Source organism: Chitinibacter tainanensis DSM 15459, assembly GCF_000429785.1.
In the GTDB taxonomy this organism is placed as follows: Bacteria; Pseudomonadota; Gammaproteobacteria; order Burkholderiales; family Chitinibacteraceae; genus Chitinibacter; species Chitinibacter tainanensis.
This window is the reverse complement of sequence record NZ_AUCN01000009.1, coordinates 221,397-238,879: the sequence shown is the minus strand read 5'-3', so window position 1 is coordinate 238,879 and position 17,483 is coordinate 221,397. Positions and strand designations below refer to the sequence as shown.

Below are 17,483 nucleotides of genomic sequence, written 5' to 3'. Positions count from 1 at the left end.
CTGATTGATTCATTTCTTAATTTCATTACTTAATCTTGCCGGGGTGGCCCGGTCTATAATCGGCCTGCCGGTAAATCCGCACGCTGCCCGCAGCCACTTCGATCGCCGCATCATCCGCAGCACAAGCCACGAGCTCCCAGCGCCCAGCCGGTAGCGTAAAAGCCTGCGGCTGGTTGGCGGCATTCAGTTGCAGCAGAAATTGGCCACTGAGCACGATTTGCAGTGCGCGGCCAGCCGGGTCATCCCAGTCGGCGGCAGCGAACTCACCCCCAGCCGGCAGCAGCCAGCTGACATCGGGCCAACCTTGATCTTGCACCACCCCTTGCCACCAGCGATTATCGCGCAAAGCGGCGCACTGCTGGCGCACTTGCAGCATTTTGCTGATCCAGTCGCACAAAGCGGCCTGCTCGGGCTGCTGCCAATTAAGCCAGGTCAGCTCATTATTCTGGCAATAGGCGTTGTTATTGCCTTGCTGCGTGTGCCACAGCTCATCACCGGCCAGCAGCATCGGCGTGCCCTGGCTGAGTAGCAGGCAAGCCAAAAGGGCTTTGGCCATCCGCAGCCGGCGGGCCTGCACTACAGAATCAGCGCTAGCGCCTTCGTGGCCAAAATTGCAGCTCAGATTGTGGTTATGCCCATCGCGATTGTCTTCACCATTAGCGGCATTGTGTTTGTGCGCATACGAGAGTAAATCGCGCAGATTAAAGCCATCGTGCGCGGTTAGAAAATTCACGCTGGCCTGTGGCGCACGGCCACTGTGGGCAAAATAATCGCTACTAGCGGCAAAGCGGCGGGCCAGGAGCGCCCGGCTGACGCCACCGTGCAGCCAGAACTGCCGCAGCACATCGCGGTATTGATCATTCCATTCGCTCCAGCCAGCCGGAAACTGCCCTAGCCGGTAGCCATTGGGGCCAATATCCCACGGCTCGGCAATCAGTTTGCAAGGCGCCAGAATCGGGTCTTGGCCAATCGCCGTCAGCAAGGGCGCCCAGGCGCTAAACTGCCCATCCACCCGACCCAGTATCGGCGCCAGATCAAAGCGAAAGCCATCCACGTGGCATTCACTTACCCAATAGCGCAGGCTATCGAGCACCAGCTGTACCACCCGGGGGTGGCTTAAATCCAGCACATTGCCGCAGCCACTCCAGTTGGTGTATTCCCCCTGGCCATGCAGGTGGTAATAGCTCTGATTATCCAGCCCGCGAAAAGCCAGCGTCGGCCCCAGTGCATCACCTTCGGCGGTGTGGTTGTAGACCACATCCAGAATCACTTCCAAGCCCGCCGCATGCAGGTCGCGCACCATTTGCCGGAATTCGCTCAGCGGCGTTGTGCCGGCGCGACCCGACCAATAACTGGGCTCAGGGGCAAAAAAGCCCAGCGTGTTGTAGGCCCAGTAGTTCACCAAGCCCAGCGCCTGCAAGCGGGGCTCATCCAGGTGTAATTGCACCGGCAACAGCTCAATCGCAGTGACGCCCAGCGCACGGTAATGCGCTAGCATCGCCGGATGCGCCACCGCCGCATAGCTGCCACGTAGCGCGGGCTCGATCTGTGGCTGCAATTGCGTCAGGCCGCGCACATGCGCTTCATACAATACGGTGTGCGCCCACGGCGTTCGCGGCGGCGTATCATCGCCCCAGGCAAAAGGCTCGTCACATACCACGGCCTTGATTGCTGTTAGGGTATTGTCTTGTAGATCAGCTTGATTATGATCTGCAGCCAGATACCCAAACGAGGTATCTAGCTGATCACCCTGCCCCACCACCGCGCGCGCATAGGGGTCGAGCAAAACCTTGGCCGGATTAAACCGCGCGCCCTGTGCGGGCTGATACGGCCCATCGGCGCGAAAACCATACACCAGCCCCGCCATCGCCCCCGGCAACAAGCCATGCCACACGCCATTGGTGCACCCGGGTAAAGGCCAACTGGCAATTTGCTGCTGGCCATCGGCGCTAAACAGGCACAGCGCAATGCGCTCGGCATGCTGGCTAAACACCGCAAAATTCACCCCGGCCGCCGTGATGGAGGCGCCCAGCGGATACGCCGCCCCGGTAGCAAGTTGCGCTGGCCAGCTGTCACGCATCAGTGCGCACTCCAGCGTAGATACACGGTGGCCAGCGGCGGAATCGTCATCCGCAGCGAATCAGCCCGACCATGTGCCGGGTGCGGCTCGCTGGCGATGGCCAGATTGCCCTGATTGCTGCCGCCATAATATTGCGAATCGGTATTCAAGATTTCGTGATAAACGCCCGCGCGCGGCACACCCAAGCGGTAATGATGGCGGGTAACCGGGGTGAAATTACTCACAATTAGCAGAAAATCGCCGTTTTCCGCTTTGCGCAGAAAGCTAAATACCGAATGCTCGGCATCTTCATGGCTGATCCACTCAAAGCCACGATGATCAAAATCGATTTCATACAAAGCCGGATGGGCGCGATAGGTATGGTTCAGATCGCGCACCAATTGCTGCACGCCGCGGTGCCAGCCATTGGCCGGATCATCCAGCAAATGCCAATCCAGGCTCTGGTCATGATCCCATTCGCGGCCCTGGGCAAATTCGCAGCCCATAAACAGCAGCTTTTTACCCGGGTGCGCCCACATAAAGGCATAGTAAGCGCGCAGATTGGCAAATTGCTGCCAGCAATCGCCCGGCATTTTGGCGAGCATCGAGCCTTTGCCGTGCACCACTTCATCATGCGAAATCGGCAGCACGAAATTCTCGCTAAACGCATACACCAGCCCGAAAGTCATATGGTGATGATGGTATTTGCGATGCACCGGGTCTTGCCGCATATAGGCCAGCGTGTCATTCATCCAGCCCATATTCCATTTGTAATGAAAGCCCAGCCCGCCCATCGCCGGTGGGCGCGAAACAGCCGGAAAGGCAGTGGATTCTTCGGCCAAGGTCATGGCCGCCGGGCGCTCAACGCCCACCACTTCGTTCATGCGCCGCATAAAATCGATGGCTTCGAGGTTTTCGCGACCGCCAAATTGGTTGGGAATCCATTCACCCTCTTTGCGCGAATAATCGCGATACAGCATCGAGGCCACTGCATCCACCCTAAGGCCATCAATACCGAAGCGCTCCAACCAGTACAGCGCGTTGCCGATCAGGTAATTGCGTACTTCATTGCGGCCAAAGTTGTAGATCAGCGTGTTCCAATCCTGATGAAAGCCCTCGCGCGGGTCGCTGTGCTCGTATAGATGCGAGCCATCAAATTGCGCCAGGCCGTGCGTATCGGTGGGAAAATGCCCCGGCACCCAATCCAGGATCACCCCCAGCCCTTTGGCGTGGGCGGCTTCGATCAGAGCGCGAAACTCCTCCGGGGTACCAAAGCGGGAAGTAGGTGCATAAAGCCCTAGCGGCTGATACCCCCAAGAGCCATCAAAAGGATGCTCATTGATTGGCAGTAATTCCAGATGGGTAAAACCCATCTCGGCCACGTAATCCACAAGCTCGACCGCCAACTCGCGGTAGCTCAGCCAGCGATTACCCTCTTGCGGGCGGCGGCGCCACGAGCCCAAGTGCACTTCATAAATCGAGATCGGCGCATTCAGCGCATTCGCGGCTTGCCGCGTGGCACTGTGCTCAATCCAGGCCGGCAGCCGCGCTACGCGCGAGGCGGTAGCGGGGCGCATTTCGGCGGCAAAGCCATAGGGGTCGGCCTTGAGCTGCAGCTGGCCATGTTGATCGATGATTTCATATTTATACGCTTGGCCTTCCTCCACCTGCGGCAGAAACAGCTCCCACACGCCGCATTCGCGCCGCAGCCGCATCACATGGCGACGGCCATCCCAGCCATTAAAGTCCCCCACCACTGACACCCGGCGCGCATTGGGCGCCCATACGGCAAAGCTAAAACCTGCCACGCCCTCGCGTTCGGCCCAATGTGTACCCAAACGCTCAAACGGGCGGCGCTGGCTACCTTCGGCCAGAAACCATACATCCTGCTCGCCCAGCACCGGGCCGAAGCGATACGGGTCTTCCAGCCGCAGAGTCTGCTCGCCCCATTGCACATCCAGCTGGTAGGCAAAGGTATTTTTACGCCGCGGGATCAGGCCGGCAAAAAACCCGCGCGCATCGAGCTGCGCTAGCTGCACAAGGCTGCGGCCAGTTTTGGCCTCGACCACCGCACACGCGGTGGCATCCGGCAGCCAGGCCCGTACCCACACGCCCTCAGCATCGGTATGCATGCCCAACAGCGCAAACGGATCGGCATGCAAGCCCTGGCACAGGGCATCGATATCGGCAGGGGAAACAGACATGCAAACAACCTCTCAGGCGGGGCAAAGCGGGCTGGCTGCAGCGCGGCAAAGCCGCGGGCACTGCGCCAGCATGTTGGAAAAGCACGACGTACTGACAGAAAAATGCCACATTCACGCAGCACAATGCTAGCTTTCCCGTACGCAGCAGGCGGAAATTGCAACAGCCAGACTCAAGCTTGACCGTCATTTTACCGCCATAAAATTTACGCATAAATTACAAATTACCGCAAAGAGGCAGAAAATGTCTTTGACCCGCGCCGCAGGTATTCTGGTCCACCTCACCTCCCTGCCCTCTCCTTACGGGATTGGCGATTTAGGGCCGGGCGCCTACCGGCTGGTGGATTTTCTGGCCAGTGCCGGCCAGCGCGTGTGGCAGGTGCTACCGCTTGGGCCCACCAGCTATGGCGATTCACCTTATCAGTCGTTTTCCACCTTTGCGGGCAACCCCTTGCTGATTAGCCCCGAGCTATTAATCGCCGATGGCTTACTCAGCGCCGAACAGATTCCGCCGCATGAATTCGACCCGCGCCGGGTGGATTATGGCCGCCTGCTGCCATGGAAAACAGCCGTGCTGCGTGCAGCGTGGCAAGGCCTGCGAGCACTGGCACCAACCCATCCTTTAGCACTCGAGCTGAGCGAGTTTTGCGCGCGCGAAGCGGCCTGGCTGGATGACTACACGCTATTTATTGCCTGCAAGCAACACTTTATTGCGGCACGACAGAATGAATACGAAAGCACTGAATACCAGGCCTACTATCAGCGACTGGCCGATAAACAGACCGTCAATCAGATCAAAGATTGCTATTACGGCGCGGTGTGGAATTCCTGGCCAGCAGCGCTGGCGCAGCGCGAAGCCAAGGCGCTGAAACAGTATCGGCAAACATTGGCCGCCGAGATTGCTTTCGCGCAATTCTGCCAATTTATCTTTGCCCGGCAGTGGCAGGCGCTTAAAAGCTACGCCAACCAGCAGCAGATTCAGCTGTTGGGTGATTTGCCGATTTTTGTCTCGCAAGACAGCGCCGATGTCTGGGCCAATCGCAGCTTATTTCAGCTCGATGCCGCCGGCGATCCGCTAGCAGTCGCCGGGGTGCCGCCCGATTATTTCAGCGCCACAGGTCAGCTGTGGGGCAACCCACTGTATGCCTGGCCCGCACACAAAAAAACCAAATATCGCTGGTGGGTAGCCCGGGTGGCCGCCGCACTGGCGCGTACTGATCTGGTACGAATCGATCATTTCCGCGCCTTTGCCGCGCATTGGTCGGTGCCATTTGGCGAGCCCACGGCCGAACATGGCCAATGGTGCGCCAGCCCCGGGGCAGAGCTATTTGCCGCCATCCGCGCCGAGCTTGGCGATAAGCTGGGCATCGTCGCCGAAGACCTTGGGGTCATCACCCCCGATGTCACCGCCCTGCGCGAAAGCTTGGGCCTGCCGGGCATGAAAGTGCTGCAATTTGCTTTTGATGGCAGCGCCAGTAGCGATCATCTGCCGCACAACTACCCCGACGCCCACACCGTGGTTTACACCGGCACCCACGACAACGACACCACGCTGGGCTGGTACGCCAGCAGCCCCGAAATCAGCCGCGACCACTTGCGCCGCTATCTGAATGTCTCGGGCGAAGCGCCGCACTGGGATCTAATCCGCCTCGCATGGAGCACCCCCGCCACCCTGTCGATTGCCCCGATTCAAGATCTCTTCGGTGCACCGGGCAGCGAGCGAATGAATACTCCGGGCGTAGCCAGCGGCAACTGGCAATATCGCTTTCTTGCCGACGAGCTCACACCCGAATTGGCGGCACGGCTACGTTATTTGGGCGAGCTATTTGGCCGCGCCCCAAGCTAAGCCGAAAATACAAATACCCCAAAGGGTATTGCCTGTCAGGCTCTATTCAATAAGGCCCAGCAGGCAATACCCAGCAGCAGCTTACAGCTCTTGCGCAAAAGCCATCCCTCAGCCCTCCCCTTCGCCGGAAAAACCGAGTAAAATGCTCAGTCTTTCTGAGATTCTCTGGCGACTGCCATGTTCGACCGCTTGCGTGAAAATATCCGCGTGGTTTTCGACCGCGATCCTGCTGCCCGCTCTACGCTGGAGGTCATTACCTGTTACCCGGGTTTTCATGCGCTGACGCTGCATCTGCTGGCGCACGGGTTGTGGCGGCGCAACTGGAAATTGCTGGCCCGCATGGTGTCACATGGCGCGCGCTTTCTTACCGGCATCGAGATCCACCCCGGCGCGACCATTGGCCGGCGGGTGTTTATTGATCACGGCATGGGCATTGTGATTGGTGAAACCGCCGAAATCGGTGACGATTGCACGCTTTATCATGGCGTAACGCTGGGCGGCACGTCGTGGAACCAAGGCAAGCGCCACCCCACGCTGGGCAAGGGCGTAATTATTGGGGCTGGTGCTAAAATCTTGGGCCCAATTACCTTGGCCGATGGCGCCAAAGTCGGCTCAAATGCCGTGGTGGTCAAAAACGTACCGGCCGGCGCGACCGCCGTCGGGATTCCGGCCCGTATTCTCGACCCGCAAACTGATCAGCAGCGCGAGCAAAAAGCCGAGCAGCTCGGCTTTTCTGCCTACGGCGTGGGCGCGGACATGAACGACCCGATGGTGAAAGCCATTCACGGCCTGCTTGATCACTCGGTCACGACGGACCAGCGCCTGGAAATGATCTTGCGCCGGCTCGAACAGCTGGGCGTTGATTGCGCCGAAGAGCGCGCAACCGCCGATAAATTCGATCCAAGCTACCTCAATCGCATCGTCGATTAAGCACACAATACCCCACTAAAATAGTCAACTTTTTAGTTGACCAAAATAGTGGGGTATTGGTATCATAGCCCTGCATTCTGATCATCAAGGATACGCCATGCGACTGACCACCAAAGGCCGTTTTGCCGTTACCGCCATGCTGGATTTGGCTTTGCGCCAGGCCAATGGGCCGGTGACCTTGGCCGGCATTAGCGAACGTCAGCATATTTCGCTGTCGTATCTGGAACAGCTATTTGGCAAATTGCGTCGCCGCGAGCTGGTGGAAAGCGTGCGCGGCCCGGGCGGTGGTTATTGCCTCGCACGCTCGGCCTGTACGATCACCATCGCCGAAATCATTCAGGCGGTGGACGAGCCCATCGATGCCACCCAATGTGGCGGCCGCGAAAATTGTCGCGATGAATCGCGCTGCATGACCCACGATTTGTGGACCGATCTGAATGCCACCATTCACGGCTTTTTGTCTGATGTCACCTTGGGTAGCCTGATTGAAAAACAGCAGGAAAAAGCCCGCCGCTGCACCAGCGACAACCCCAGCGTGATGAAAGACCAGCGCCATCTGCTTGGCGCCCATTAAACCGAGCTTATCTGAATTTGAATTTTCGTCCTGCACGAACCAACGCAGCGGAGCACACAGCATGACCCAGCAAAAACCGATCTATCTTGATTACTCTGCCACCACCCCGGTTGATCCGCGCGTGGCCGCCAAGATGATTCCGTACCTGACTGAAATGTTTGGCAACCCAGCCAGCCGCTCGCATCCGTTCGGCTGGGAATCGGAAGCCGCAGTCGAAGACGCGCGCGAGCAAGTGGCGCAGCTGGTCAATTGCGACGCGAAAGAAATCGTGTGGACTTCCGGCGCGACCGAATCGATCAATCTGGCGATCAAAGGTGCGGCGCATTTTTACCAAACCCGCGGCAAACACATCATCACCGTGAAAACCGAGCACAAAGCCACGCTCGATACCGTGCGCGAGCTGGAACGTGAAGGCTTTGAAGCCACCTATATGGATGTGCAAGAAAACGGCCTGCTGGATCTGGAAGCCCTCAAAGCCGCCATCCGCCCAGACACCATCGTGATTTCGGTGATGTTTGTAAACAATGAAATCGGCGTGATTCAAGACATCGCCGCCATTGGCGAAATCTGCCGCGAGCGCGGGATTATTTTCCACGTCGATAGCGCGCAAGCCACCGGCAAAGTCGCGATTGATCTGGCCACCCTGAAAGTAGACCTGATGAGTTTCTCGGCGCACAAAACCTACGGCCCGAAAGGCGTGGGCGCACTGTATGTACGCCGCAAACCGCGCGTCCGTCTGGAAGCGCAAATGCACGGTGGCGGCCATGAGCGTGGTTTCCGCTCTGGTACTTTGGCCACGCACCAAATCGTGGGCATGGGTGAAGCTTTCCGCATCGCCCGCGAAGATATGGCCAGCGAAAACGCCCGTATCGGCGCGCTGCGCGATCGCCTGTGGAACGGCTTGAAAGAAATCGAAGAAGTTCACCTCAATGGCGATATGCAACAACGCGTGCCGCACAATCTGAACGTGAGCTTCAACTATGTTGAAGGCGAATCGCTGATTATGGCGCTGAAAGACCTGGCGGTATCGTCAGGCTCGGCCTGTACCTCTGCGTCGCTGGAGCCCTCTTACGTCTTGCGCGCCCTGGGCCGCTCGGATGAATTGGCGCATAGCTCAATCCGCTTCACCATCGGCCGCTTTACCACCGAAGCCGAAGTGGATTTCGCCATCAATCTGATCAAAGGCAAGATCGACAAGCTGCGGGCCTTGTCACCGCTGTGGGAAATGTACAAAGACGGCGTTGACCTCTCAACCATCGAGTGGGCTGCGCACTAAGTTGGGCCAGCGGGCGGCGCCACACCAGGCCCGCCCCACCCCAAGTGCTAGATGAAAAACTGAGCGAATCTGGAGAAACACAAAATGGCATACAGCGATAAGGTACTGGATCACTACGAAAATCCACGCAATGTGGGTTCGTTTGAAAAAGGCGATGACAGCGTGGGCACCGGCATGGTTGGCGCACCGGCCTGTGGTGACGTGATGAAACTGCAGATCAAAGTAGGCGCTGATGGCGTGATTGAAGACGCCAAATTCAAAACCTACGGCTGTGGCTCGGCGATTGCCTCGTCGTCACTGGTCACGGAATGGGTGAAAGGCAAGACGCTGGATGAAGCGCTGTCGATCAAAAACACCCAAATCGCCGAAGAACTGGCGCTGCCACCGGTGAAAATTCACTGCTCAATCCTGGCCGAAGATGCCATCAAAGCAGCGGTGGATGACTACAAGAAAAAGCACGGTTAATCGTTTCACGCATACACAGGGTATCGGCCCGCAGGCCAATTGATTCATAACCTGCCAGCCTATACCCCAAAGGGTAAGATCATGGCTTTAACATTGAGCGAGCGCGCGGCCAACCACGTGGCCAATTTCCTGCAAAAACGCGGCAAAGGGCTGGGTATTCGGCTGGCAGTGAAAACCTCAGGCTGTTCCGGCATGGCCTACAAGCTGGAATTTGTTGATGTGGAAAGCGATACTGATCTGCAATTTGAAAGCTATGGCGTAAAAATCTATACCGACGCCAAATCGCTGGCCTATCTGGATGGCACCGAGCTCGATTACACCAAAGAAGGCTTGAACGAAGGCTTTAAATTCAACAACCCGAACGTGAAAAACGAATGCGGGTGTGGCGAGAGCTTCAACGTTTAAGCCCAACACGCCAGCTTCGCCGCTGGCGTTTTACTGTTCCCTACCCGGTTTGCCATGATCGACTTCAGCCAAAGCCATTTCAGCCTGTTTGCCCTGCCCGAGCAATTTGCCCTTGATGGCAAAGCGCTGGATAGCCAGTATCGCGCCCGAGTGGCCGAATATCACCCCGATAAATTCGCCACCGCCGCCGATGCCGAGCGCCGCCTGTCTTTGCAAGCGGCCACGCATATCAATGAAGCCTACCAAACCCTGAAAGCGCCGCTCAGCCGCGCCCGCTATCTGCTGCTGCGCCATGGCGTCGATACGCAGGAAGAAACCAACACGGCCATGCCGATGGATTTTCTGATGGCGCAAATGGAATGGCGGGAAGGCATTGCCGAGGCCAAGGCCAGCCAGAATGTCGATGCGCTCGAAAGCCTCGCCCGTGAAATGCGCGCCGAAATTACCGCGCTGGAAGACACGCTGGCGCTGCAACTGGATCAGCTGCAGGATTTTGCCGCCGCCGCGCTCAGCGTGCGAAAATTACGTTTTATGGAAAAGCTGGATCAGGAAATCGGCGACGCCATCGAAGCCGTACTGTACTAAGCCAACCACCAAGGGTATATCCCTGAAGCCTTTATCTATGAATAGCTTCAGGCATATACCCTGATTATTTAGTTTGAATTACTAGGAAGCAGGCCAATGGCTTTGTTGCAAATCGCCGAACCCGGCATGAGCGCCGCCCCTCACCAGCATCGTCTGGCGGTCGGCATTGATCTGGGCACCACCAATTCACTCGTGGCCACCGTTAAAAGCGGCAGTGCGGTCTGCCTGCCCGATCAGGACGGCCGCACCTTGCTGCCTTCGGTGGTGCATTACGGCGTGGATGGCGATTTGCTGGTGGGCCACAGCGCCCAAGCGCGCCAAAACGAAGACCCGGCCAATACGCTGGTGTCGGTGAAGCGCTTTATGGGCCGCGGCATCAATGACATTGCCGATTTGGCCACGCCGTACCGCTTTGTTGACGAGCCGGGCATGCTCAAATTGGTGACCCGCGCCGGGGTGAAAAGCCCGGTTGAGGTCTCCAGCGAAATTTTGCGCGCCCTGAAACACCGCGCCGAAGACAGCCTCGGCGGCGAGCTGGTGGGCGCGGTGATCACCGTGCCGGCCTATTTTGATGATGCGCAGCGCCAAGCCACCAAAGATGCGGCCAAACTGGCTGGCTTGAATGTACTGCGCCTGTTGAACGAGCCAACCGCGGCAGCGATTGCCTATGGGCTGGATAATGCCGCCGAAGGCATTTATGTGATTTACGATCTGGGCGGCGGCACCTTTGATGTGTCGATTCTGGAGCTGACGCGCGGCGTGTTTGAAGTACGCGCAACCTCTGGTGATTCACAACTGGGCGGTGATGATTTTGACCACCGCATTTATTGCTGGATTCTGGAACAAGCCGATCTACATGGCCCAAATGCGCAAGATCAGCGGCTGTTGCTCACCCGTGCGCGCGAAGCCAAAGAAGCGCTGACCGATCACGCGCAAACGCAGATTACCGCCGTGCTCTCGGATGGCGCAATTATTGATCTAACCCTCAGCGCCGAGCAGTTTCACAGCATGACCGCGCATCAGGTGAACAAAACCCTGTTGCCGGTGAAAAAAGCCCTGCGCGATGCCAAATTGCGCATCGAAGACATCAAGGGCGTGGTATTGGTGGGCGGCGCGACGCGTATGCCGCATGTGCGCAAAGCGGTGCGCGAATTGTTCGGCCAAGAGCCGCTGACTAACCTCGACCCAGATAAAGTCGTGGCGATTGGCGCGGCGATTCAGGCCAATGTGCTGGCTGGCAATAAGGGCGACGATGAATGGCTGCTGCTGGATGTGATTCCACTCTCGCTCGGCCTGGAAACCATGGGCGGCCTGGTGGAGAAAGTCATCCCACGCAATAGCACCATCCCAACCGCGCGCGCGCAGGAATTTACGACGTTTAAAGATGGCCAAACCGCGATGGCGATTCATGTATTGCAAGGCGAGCGCGAGCTGGTAAGCGATTGCCGCAGCTTGGCTCGCTTTGAGCTGCGCGGCATTCCACCAATGGTGGCGGGCGCAGCGCGCATTCGCGTCACTTTCCAAGTGGACGCCGATGGCCTGCTATCCGTGTCAGCACGCGAGCAATCCACCGGCATTGAAGCCAGCATTGCCGTGAAACCATCTTATGGCCTCTCCGACGATGAAATCAGCCGCATGCTGACCGAATCGATGACGCACGCCAAAGACGACATCCAAGCGCGCAAACTGGCTGAAGCCCGCGTGGAAGCCGATAGCATTATTCAAGCAGTTGAGATTGCGCTGGCGAGCGATTGCGCGCTGCTCAATGCCAGCGAAACGGCCGAAATTAGCGCAGCCATTGCCGCCCTGCGCAGCGCCATCGCCGGCGAAAGCGCCGAGGCAATTACCGCCGCCACCGAACAACTGAACCAAACCACTGGTGAATTTGCCAGCCGCCGGATGGATGCCGCCATCAAGCGCGGGCTGGCCGGCCAGCGAATTTCCGATATTTGATTGCCTCGCGCAAGGAAACCACCATGACCCAGATCGTGATTTTGCCCCACGCCGTACTCTGCCCTGAAGGCGCGGTACTGGACGTTGAACCCGGCACCACCATTTGCGATGCGCTCTTGGCCAACGACATTGAAATCGAACACGCCTGCGAGAAATCCTGCGCCTGTACCACCTGCCATGTGCTGGTGCGCGAAGGCTTTGATAGCCTGAACGAAGCTGACGAGCTGGAAGAAGATCAGCTCGATAAAGCCTGGGGGCTGGAATCATGCTCGCGGCTCTCGTGCCAGGCCGTCGTGGCCGACACCGAGCTGGTGGTGGAGCTGCCGAAGTACACCATCAATCACGCCCGCGAACATCACTAAGCCGAATCGATGTATCGCCCGCCAAGCTATTATATACAAAGCATAGCAGGCATTACCCCCAAGGAGTATCAGCATGAAATGGACCGACAGCCGTGACATCGCCATCGAACTGGTCGAAAAATACCCCGATATCGACCCGAAAACCGTGCGCTTCACCGATCTGATGCAATGGGTACTGGAGCTGGAAGGCTTTGATGATGATCCCAAGCATTGCGGTGAAAAAATCCTCGAAGCGATCCAGCTGATGTGGATGGACGAGGCCGAATAAGCGCCAACCAGCGAGCACGATACCAAGCTCTATACGGGTATTTATGGGCAGACAAGCCCAGCGACAGTCCCTACACTCAAGCGCGTAAACTAGGGTTTGGCGCCGCATCTTTGTCACAGCGTGAGGCTAAACTCACGCTGTTTTTATTCGTATGCGCTAATATACTTTATCCGCCTGGCATGTAACTCCAAATGGCTTCCGTACCTCTTTCATCCCTGCAATTAATCCGCCAGGCGCGTAGCGACCTCGCCCCCCTGCTGGCCGACCCGCTCGCGGCCGAGAATTTTGGCGCTGGCGTGGCCGGCATTGTGCAGCTGATTCAGCGCGCCTGCCAGCAATCAGCCGAAGTTTCGCTCGCTACCATGCTGCTGGAGCTCGATACCCCCTACCCAATTCGTCATGCGGTGGACGTGGCCATTGTGGCGGAGCTGTCGCTAAATAATCTTGGGCAAGATGCCATGGCGCGCAGCTCGGTGTTGGCCGCGGCACTAACCATGAATCTGGGGATGCACGCGCTCGAATCGATGCTGGCCGAGCAAACCGGGCCACTCACGCCCGAGCAGCGCGCCCAAATGCAGGCCCACCCACAAATCGGCCGCGATCAGCTGCGGATGCTGGGCGTCTCGGATTTACAGTGGCTCACCTGCGTGGAGCAACATCACGAAGCGCCCGATGGCACCGGCTATCCACGCAAGCTCAAAGGCAGTGAAATCACCTTTGAAGCCCGCCTGCTGGGGCTGGCTGATCGCTATTGCGCGATGCTGGCCAATCGCAGCTATCGCCGCCGCCAGCTGGCCGATTCGGCGATGTTCACCACCCTCAATAGCGGCGCGGGCAGCTTGGATCAAAAACTGGCGCAACTGTTTTTATCGACTCTGGGCCTGTATCCACCGGGCAGTATCGTGCATTTAATCAATGGCGAAACCGGCGTGGTAGTTCGGCGCGGCAAACTCGATAGCACCCCGCTGGTGTTGGCGCTGTTTGATACACATGATCAGCTCCTGCCCACTCCGGTGCTGCGCAATACCGCCGATTTTGACTTTACCGTGGTGAACGTACTCGATAGCCGGATTATCGCCGGACAAATGCCGCTTGATAGCATTTGGGGCGTGGCAGGCAAAGCCTGAAATTAATCAGCCCCCTCAAAACACAAAAGCGGCCACTAGCCGCTTTTGTTTTGCCCGACTTTGGGTCGCTGGCGATTATTTCGCCATCGGCTGGCTGGCCATCCGCTCTTTGCGGCGCTGTTCGCGCTCGGAACGCATTTTTTCATGCGCGGCTTTGCGTTCGGCTTCAGACAGAACGCCATCTTTATTGGTGTCCATTTTATCGAAGCGCTCTTCCATTTTTTTCAGAAAGTCGGCCTTGGTGATATCGCCTTTGAAATGGTCATGTTTGCCGGCTGGTGGCTCGGCCATAGCCAGCGGAGATAAAACCAGACCACTCGCGAGGGCGGCGATAGCTACGATTTGACGCATTGGATTCTCCTTAAGCAGCGCACCATGCGCTTGTGTGATATAACGCTGCACGCCTCTGATCCGTTGACAAGGAAGACCACAATGAATTTTGCCGAACAACTGGCCCAATTGCCGACCGTAGACCACCTCGCCGCGCTGGAATTACTGCATGGCGAAGAAGTGGTGGCGCGGATTGAAAACAAACCCGGTCAGGCCGGCAGCCTGCGGGTGTATCACGCGCTGTTTCAAGAGTTTGGCGCCATCAGCGATATCGCTGCGCAAAAAGCGCTGCGTATTTATGCCGAGCACACCACCGATGCCGAAGCCAATCCGGGTAAGCACCCGAATATTGATCGACTGTTCCCGCTCGCGGCCGGGGCTACACCGCTGGCCGTACGCCTGATCGCGGCTTAAGAACTACCCAATGCGCAATAAAAAAGACCGCCATGGCGGTCTTTTTTATTGCTGCCCACGCTGGTCGGCGACAGCTTATTCCACACTGCTCGGCGCGGCCTTTTTCGGCAGGAATAAGGCGGCGATTTGTGGGCCGCGTTTAGGCAGCTTGGGCAAATCGCTTGGGAAGGCCGGAATATCCTGCGCATCGCGGCTCGCCCGCGATGGCATGCGCTCACCGCCTCGGTCTGCACCGGCAGAGCGTTCTGGACGCTCGCTGCGCTCACCGCGTTCGCCCCGTTCACGGCGCTCGCTACGGTTACCACGTTCCGCCCGCTCATCAATCAGCTGCACCGTGCCCGGCGAAAAGCCTGGTACCGGCACCAATTGCAGCTCTTTTTTCAGCAGGGCCTTAATACCGGCAAACGATTTTTCTTCTTCCGGCGCAACCAATGAAATCGCCACCCCGGTCGCCCCAGCCCGGCCGGTACGGCCGATGCGATGCACGTAATCTTCCGGATTGGTCGGCAATTCAAAATTCACCACAAACGGCAGGTCGGTCACATCCAGCCCACGCGCGGCCACATCGGTGGCCACCAAGACCTGCAATTCACCAGCTTTAAATTTATTCAGCGCTTCGGTACGGGCTTTTTGATCGCGATCGCCGTGAATGGCCTCGCAGACAAAGCCCGTGCGGCGCAACTCGCGGGAAACCTGCTCAGCGCCAATTTTGGTGCGGCAGAAGACAATCACCTGACTCATCTGATGAATACGGATCAGATGTGCCAGCAGCGCGCGTTTGCGGCCGGTTTCGACCGGATGCAATTCTTGCTTCACGGATTCGTTGGCCGAATTCTGGCGCGCGACTTCAATCTTCACCGGATTGCGCATGAAATCGTTGGACAATTTAACGATCTCAGGGGCGAAAGTCGCCGAGAACAGCAGCGTTTGTTTGCGGCTGGTACATAGCTTGAAGATTTCGCGGATATCGGGAATAAAGCCCATATCCAGCATGCGATCGGCTTCATCCAGCACAATGATCTCCACTTGCGAGAGATTGATGTTTTTTTGCTGGATATGATCGAGCAGCCGGCCCGGTGTCGCCACCAAGATTTCGACCCCGGCACGCAAGGCAGGTATCTGCGCTTTAATATCGACCCCACCATACACCACATGGCTACGCAAGCCGGTGTGTTTGCTGTACAGCGCCACATTGTCGTAAACCTGATCGGCCAGCTCACGCGTCGGTGTCAGCATCAGTACCCGCATGGGGTGGCGGGCGGGCGATACGCTGGTATTGGCATGGCGCATCATGCGGGTCAGAATCGGCAGCGTGAAGGCGGCGGTTTTACCGGTACCGGTTTGCGCGGCACCCAGCACATCCTGCCCGGTGATCACCACCGGGATCGCCTGCTGCTGAATCGGGGTTGGGTTTTCGTAGCCCTGCTCGGCAACTGCCTTCAGTACTTCAGGCGCAAGGCCAAGCGTTGCAAATGTCATACCCACACTACTCCGACTAATCAAACAATAAAGGCGGAACTTTACACGATGATGGCCCCCCTGAACACCGTTTACTGCTGTTAGATCAACGAAATAAGCCGATTTTCTACCCTACACGGCTGCCGTGCCGGCCTCTTGCCAGCCCCAGCCACCGGCGAGCTTGGCTTGCCGTAGCGCAATTAAATCGGCCCCCGCTGCCCACAGCAGCAGAAAACCTCGTACACTCACGGCATTCAGTTTGAAGGAGCCCAACCATGTATGACACTGCCCGCGAATATCTGACTACCATCCGCGATCTGCATCGGTTTGCGGTCAGCCGGTTTAATGCCGCCGAGCTGTTTTATGGCCACGGCACCAGCGAAGCCTGGGATGAAGCGGCCTATCTGATCCTCGCCACCTTAAAACTGCCGATCGATCGGCTGGAGCCCGTGTTTGATGCCCGGCTGCTGCCCGAAGAAGTCGAACTGGTGCTCAATGTACTGCAAGAGCGCGTCGTTACTCGCAAACCAGCGGCCTATCTGACCAAAGAAGCCTATCTGGGCGACTTTAAATTTTATGTGGATGAGCGGGTGATTGTGCCGCGCTCGTTTATTGCCGAAATCTTGCTCAATGGCGGGCTGGAGCCATGGATTGAATACCCAGAGCTCGTGCACAACGCGCTGGATCTGTGTACTGGCTCCGGTTGTCTGGCCATTCTGATGGCGCATGCCTTCCCGGATGCAGCCATCGATGCGGTAGATCTGTCGGCCGATGCGCTGGATGTGGCGGAAATCAATGTGCTGGATTATGGCCTGGGTGATCGCGTTGATCTGCTGGATTCAGATCTCTTTGATGCGGTGCAGGACATGAGCTATGACCTGATCATCTCCAACCCGCCATATGTGGATGCGCATAGCGTGGAAGAGCTGCCACCGGAATACCTGCACGAGCCGGAAATGGCCTTGGGCAGTGGTGAAGATGGGCTGGATATCACCCGCCGTATTCTGGCCGAAGCCAGCGCCCGCCTGAATCCGCAAGGCGTACTGGTGGTAGAAATTGGCCACAATCGCGAAGTGCTGGAAGAGCAATTCCCAACTCTGCCGTTTGTCTGGCTACCCACCGAATCGGGCGATGGCTTTGTCTTCCTACTTACTCGCGAAATGCTGGTTGAAGCAGGCCTTTAAGCCCAAATCGCGCAGTGACCAGCCAGCCTACGGGCTGGCTTTTTTG

17 protein-coding genes are annotated in these 17,483 nt (G+C 57.7%); 13 read left to right on the top strand and 4 right to left on the bottom strand.

The genetic code is table 11. The annotated features are described in order from the left end of the window. Positions 1 to 25: 25 nt before the first annotated feature. Together glgX and glgB are read right to left on the bottom strand one after the other, a co-directional pair. Positions 26 to 2,080, bottom strand: a complete 2,055-nt coding sequence (gene glgX, locus G482_RS16990; RefSeq protein ID WP_051258660.1) for a glycogen debranching protein GlgX — start codon at positions 2,078 to 2,080, stop codon at positions 26 to 28. Beyond that, positions 2,080 to 4,263, bottom strand: a complete 2,184-nt coding sequence (gene glgB, locus G482_RS0102290; RefSeq protein ID WP_028448663.1) for a 1,4-alpha-glucan branching protein GlgB — start codon at positions 4,261 to 4,263, stop codon at positions 2,080 to 2,082. The genes glgX and glgB overlap by 1 nt, the downstream gene beginning before the upstream one ends. Positions 4,264 to 4,504: 241 nt before the next feature. On the opposite strand from glgB, the gene malQ reads away from it, so the two are divergent. From malQ to G482_RS16985, 11 genes are all read left to right on the top strand, one after another. Further along, a complete protein-coding gene (malQ, locus tag G482_RS0102285; RefSeq protein ID WP_028448662.1) occupies positions 4,505 to 6,106 on the top strand; it encodes a 4-alpha-glucanotransferase in 1,602 nt (533 codons plus the stop codon). A 177-nt stretch (positions 6,107 to 6,283) separates the two neighbouring features. Further along, positions 6,284 to 7,036, top strand: coding sequence for a serine O-acetyltransferase (cysE, locus tag G482_RS0102280; protein WP_028448661.1), 753 nt, complete (start codon positions 6,284 to 6,286; stop codon positions 7,034 to 7,036). A 97-nt stretch (positions 7,037 to 7,133) separates the two neighbouring features. Continuing rightward, positions 7,134 to 7,610, top strand: a complete 477-nt coding sequence (gene iscR / locus G482_RS0102275; protein WP_028448660.1) for a Fe-S cluster assembly transcriptional regulator IscR — start codon at positions 7,134 to 7,136, stop codon at positions 7,608 to 7,610. Positions 7,611 to 7,671: 61 nt separating this feature from the next. Further along, on the top strand, positions 7,672 to 8,886 hold the full coding sequence (locus G482_RS0102270; RefSeq protein ID WP_028448659.1) for an IscS subfamily cysteine desulfurase: 1,215 nt from the start codon (positions 7,672 to 7,674) through the stop codon (positions 8,884 to 8,886). A gap of 84 nt (positions 8,887 to 8,970) precedes the next feature. Further along, positions 8,971 to 9,351, top strand: coding sequence for a Fe-S cluster assembly scaffold IscU (gene iscU / locus G482_RS0102265; RefSeq protein WP_028448658.1), 381 nt, complete (start codon positions 8,971 to 8,973; stop codon positions 9,349 to 9,351). Positions 9,352 to 9,432: 81 nt separating this feature from the next. After that, positions 9,433 to 9,756 carry an iron-sulfur cluster assembly protein IscA gene (iscA, locus tag G482_RS0102260; RefSeq protein WP_028448657.1) on the top strand — a complete coding sequence of 108 codons (324 nt, stop codon included), beginning with the start codon at positions 9,433 to 9,435 and terminating at the stop codon, positions 9,754 to 9,756. 54 nt (positions 9,757 to 9,810) lie between these two features. Continuing rightward, a complete protein-coding gene (gene hscB / locus G482_RS0102255; RefSeq protein WP_028448656.1) occupies positions 9,811 to 10,341 on the top strand; it encodes a Fe-S protein assembly co-chaperone HscB in 531 nt (176 codons plus the stop codon). 96 nt (positions 10,342 to 10,437) lie between these two features. Beyond that, a complete protein-coding gene (hscA, locus tag G482_RS0102250; protein ID WP_028448655.1) occupies positions 10,438 to 12,294 on the top strand; it encodes a Fe-S protein assembly chaperone HscA in 1,857 nt (618 codons plus the stop codon). A gap of 23 nt (positions 12,295 to 12,317) precedes the next feature. Next, a complete protein-coding gene (gene fdx, locus G482_RS0102245; RefSeq protein WP_028448654.1) occupies positions 12,318 to 12,656 on the top strand; it encodes an ISC system 2Fe-2S type ferredoxin in 339 nt (112 codons plus the stop codon). A 73-nt stretch (positions 12,657 to 12,729) separates the two neighbouring features. Beyond that, complete coding sequence (gene iscX / locus G482_RS0102240) at positions 12,730 to 12,924, top strand: Fe-S cluster assembly protein IscX (protein WP_028448653.1); 195 nt, start codon at positions 12,730 to 12,732, stop codon at positions 12,922 to 12,924. A 191-nt stretch (positions 12,925 to 13,115) separates the two neighbouring features. Beyond that, on the top strand, positions 13,116 to 14,051 hold the full coding sequence (locus tag G482_RS16985; RefSeq protein ID WP_051258659.1) for an HD-GYP domain-containing protein: 936 nt from the start codon (positions 13,116 to 13,118) through the stop codon (positions 14,049 to 14,051). A 75-nt stretch (positions 14,052 to 14,126) separates the two neighbouring features. On the opposite strand, the gene G482_RS16980 is transcribed toward G482_RS16985, so the two are convergent. Next, complete coding sequence (locus G482_RS16980) at positions 14,127 to 14,402, bottom strand: hypothetical protein (protein WP_034618636.1); 276 nt, start codon at positions 14,400 to 14,402, stop codon at positions 14,127 to 14,129. Between the two features lie 81 nt (positions 14,403 to 14,483). On the opposite strand from G482_RS16980, the gene G482_RS0102225 reads away from it, so the two are divergent. Then, a complete protein-coding gene (locus G482_RS0102225) occupies positions 14,484 to 14,795 on the top strand; it encodes a DUF2322 family protein (protein ID WP_028448651.1) in 312 nt (103 codons plus the stop codon). A gap of 75 nt (positions 14,796 to 14,870) precedes the next feature. On the opposite strand, the gene G482_RS0102220 is transcribed toward G482_RS0102225, so the two are convergent. Further along, on the bottom strand, positions 14,871 to 16,274 hold the full coding sequence (locus G482_RS0102220; RefSeq protein WP_051258658.1) for a DEAD/DEAH box helicase: 1,404 nt from the start codon (positions 16,272 to 16,274) through the stop codon (positions 14,871 to 14,873). Positions 16,275 to 16,528: 254 nt separating this feature from the next. Between G482_RS0102220 and prmB the strand changes: the two genes are divergently transcribed. Continuing rightward, positions 16,529 to 17,437: a 50S ribosomal protein L3 N(5)-glutamine methyltransferase gene (gene prmB / locus G482_RS0102210; RefSeq protein ID WP_028448649.1), complete on the top strand. Its 909-nt coding sequence runs from the start codon at positions 16,529 to 16,531 to the stop codon at positions 17,435 to 17,437. Positions 17,438 to 17,483: the final 46 nt, after the last annotated feature.

What these genes read in the sequence shown, in the direction of transcription:
- glgX (WP_051258660.1), bottom strand. Translation starts at nt 2,080, where the DNA reads ATGCGTGACAGCTGGCCAGCGCAACTTGCTACCGGGGCGGCGTATCCG.
- glgB (WP_028448663.1), bottom strand. Translation starts at nt 4,263, where the DNA reads ATGTCTGTTTCCCCTGCCGATATCGATGCCCTGTGCCAGGGCTTGCAT.
- malQ (WP_028448662.1), top strand. Translation starts at nt 4,505, where the DNA reads ATGTCTTTGACCCGCGCCGCAGGTATTCTGGTCCACCTCACCTCCCTG.
- cysE (WP_028448661.1), top strand. Translation starts at nt 6,284, where the DNA reads ATGTTCGACCGCTTGCGTGAAAATATCCGCGTGGTTTTCGACCGCGAT.
- iscR (WP_028448660.1), top strand. Translation starts at nt 7,134, where the DNA reads ATGCGACTGACCACCAAAGGCCGTTTTGCCGTTACCGCCATGCTGGAT.
- G482_RS0102270 (WP_028448659.1), top strand. Translation starts at nt 7,672, where the DNA reads ATGACCCAGCAAAAACCGATCTATCTTGATTACTCTGCCACCACCCCG.
- iscU (WP_028448658.1), top strand. Translation starts at nt 8,971, where the DNA reads ATGGCATACAGCGATAAGGTACTGGATCACTACGAAAATCCACGCAAT.
- iscA (WP_028448657.1), top strand. Translation starts at nt 9,433, where the DNA reads ATGGCTTTAACATTGAGCGAGCGCGCGGCCAACCACGTGGCCAATTTC.
- hscB (WP_028448656.1), top strand. Translation starts at nt 9,811, where the DNA reads ATGATCGACTTCAGCCAAAGCCATTTCAGCCTGTTTGCCCTGCCCGAG.
- hscA (WP_028448655.1), top strand. Translation starts at nt 10,438, where the DNA reads ATGGCTTTGTTGCAAATCGCCGAACCCGGCATGAGCGCCGCCCCTCAC.
- fdx (WP_028448654.1), top strand. Translation starts at nt 12,318, where the DNA reads ATGACCCAGATCGTGATTTTGCCCCACGCCGTACTCTGCCCTGAAGGC.
- iscX (WP_028448653.1), top strand. Translation starts at nt 12,730, where the DNA reads ATGAAATGGACCGACAGCCGTGACATCGCCATCGAACTGGTCGAAAAA.
- G482_RS16985 (WP_051258659.1), top strand. Translation starts at nt 13,116, where the DNA reads ATGGCTTCCGTACCTCTTTCATCCCTGCAATTAATCCGCCAGGCGCGT.
- G482_RS16980 (WP_034618636.1), bottom strand. Translation starts at nt 14,402, where the DNA reads ATGCGTCAAATCGTAGCTATCGCCGCCCTCGCGAGTGGTCTGGTTTTA.
- G482_RS0102225 (WP_028448651.1), top strand. Translation starts at nt 14,484, where the DNA reads ATGAATTTTGCCGAACAACTGGCCCAATTGCCGACCGTAGACCACCTC.
- G482_RS0102220 (WP_051258658.1), bottom strand. Translation starts at nt 16,274, where the DNA reads ATGACATTTGCAACGCTTGGCCTTGCGCCTGAAGTACTGAAGGCAGTT.
- prmB (WP_028448649.1), top strand. Translation starts at nt 16,529, where the DNA reads ATGTATGACACTGCCCGCGAATATCTGACTACCATCCGCGATCTGCAT.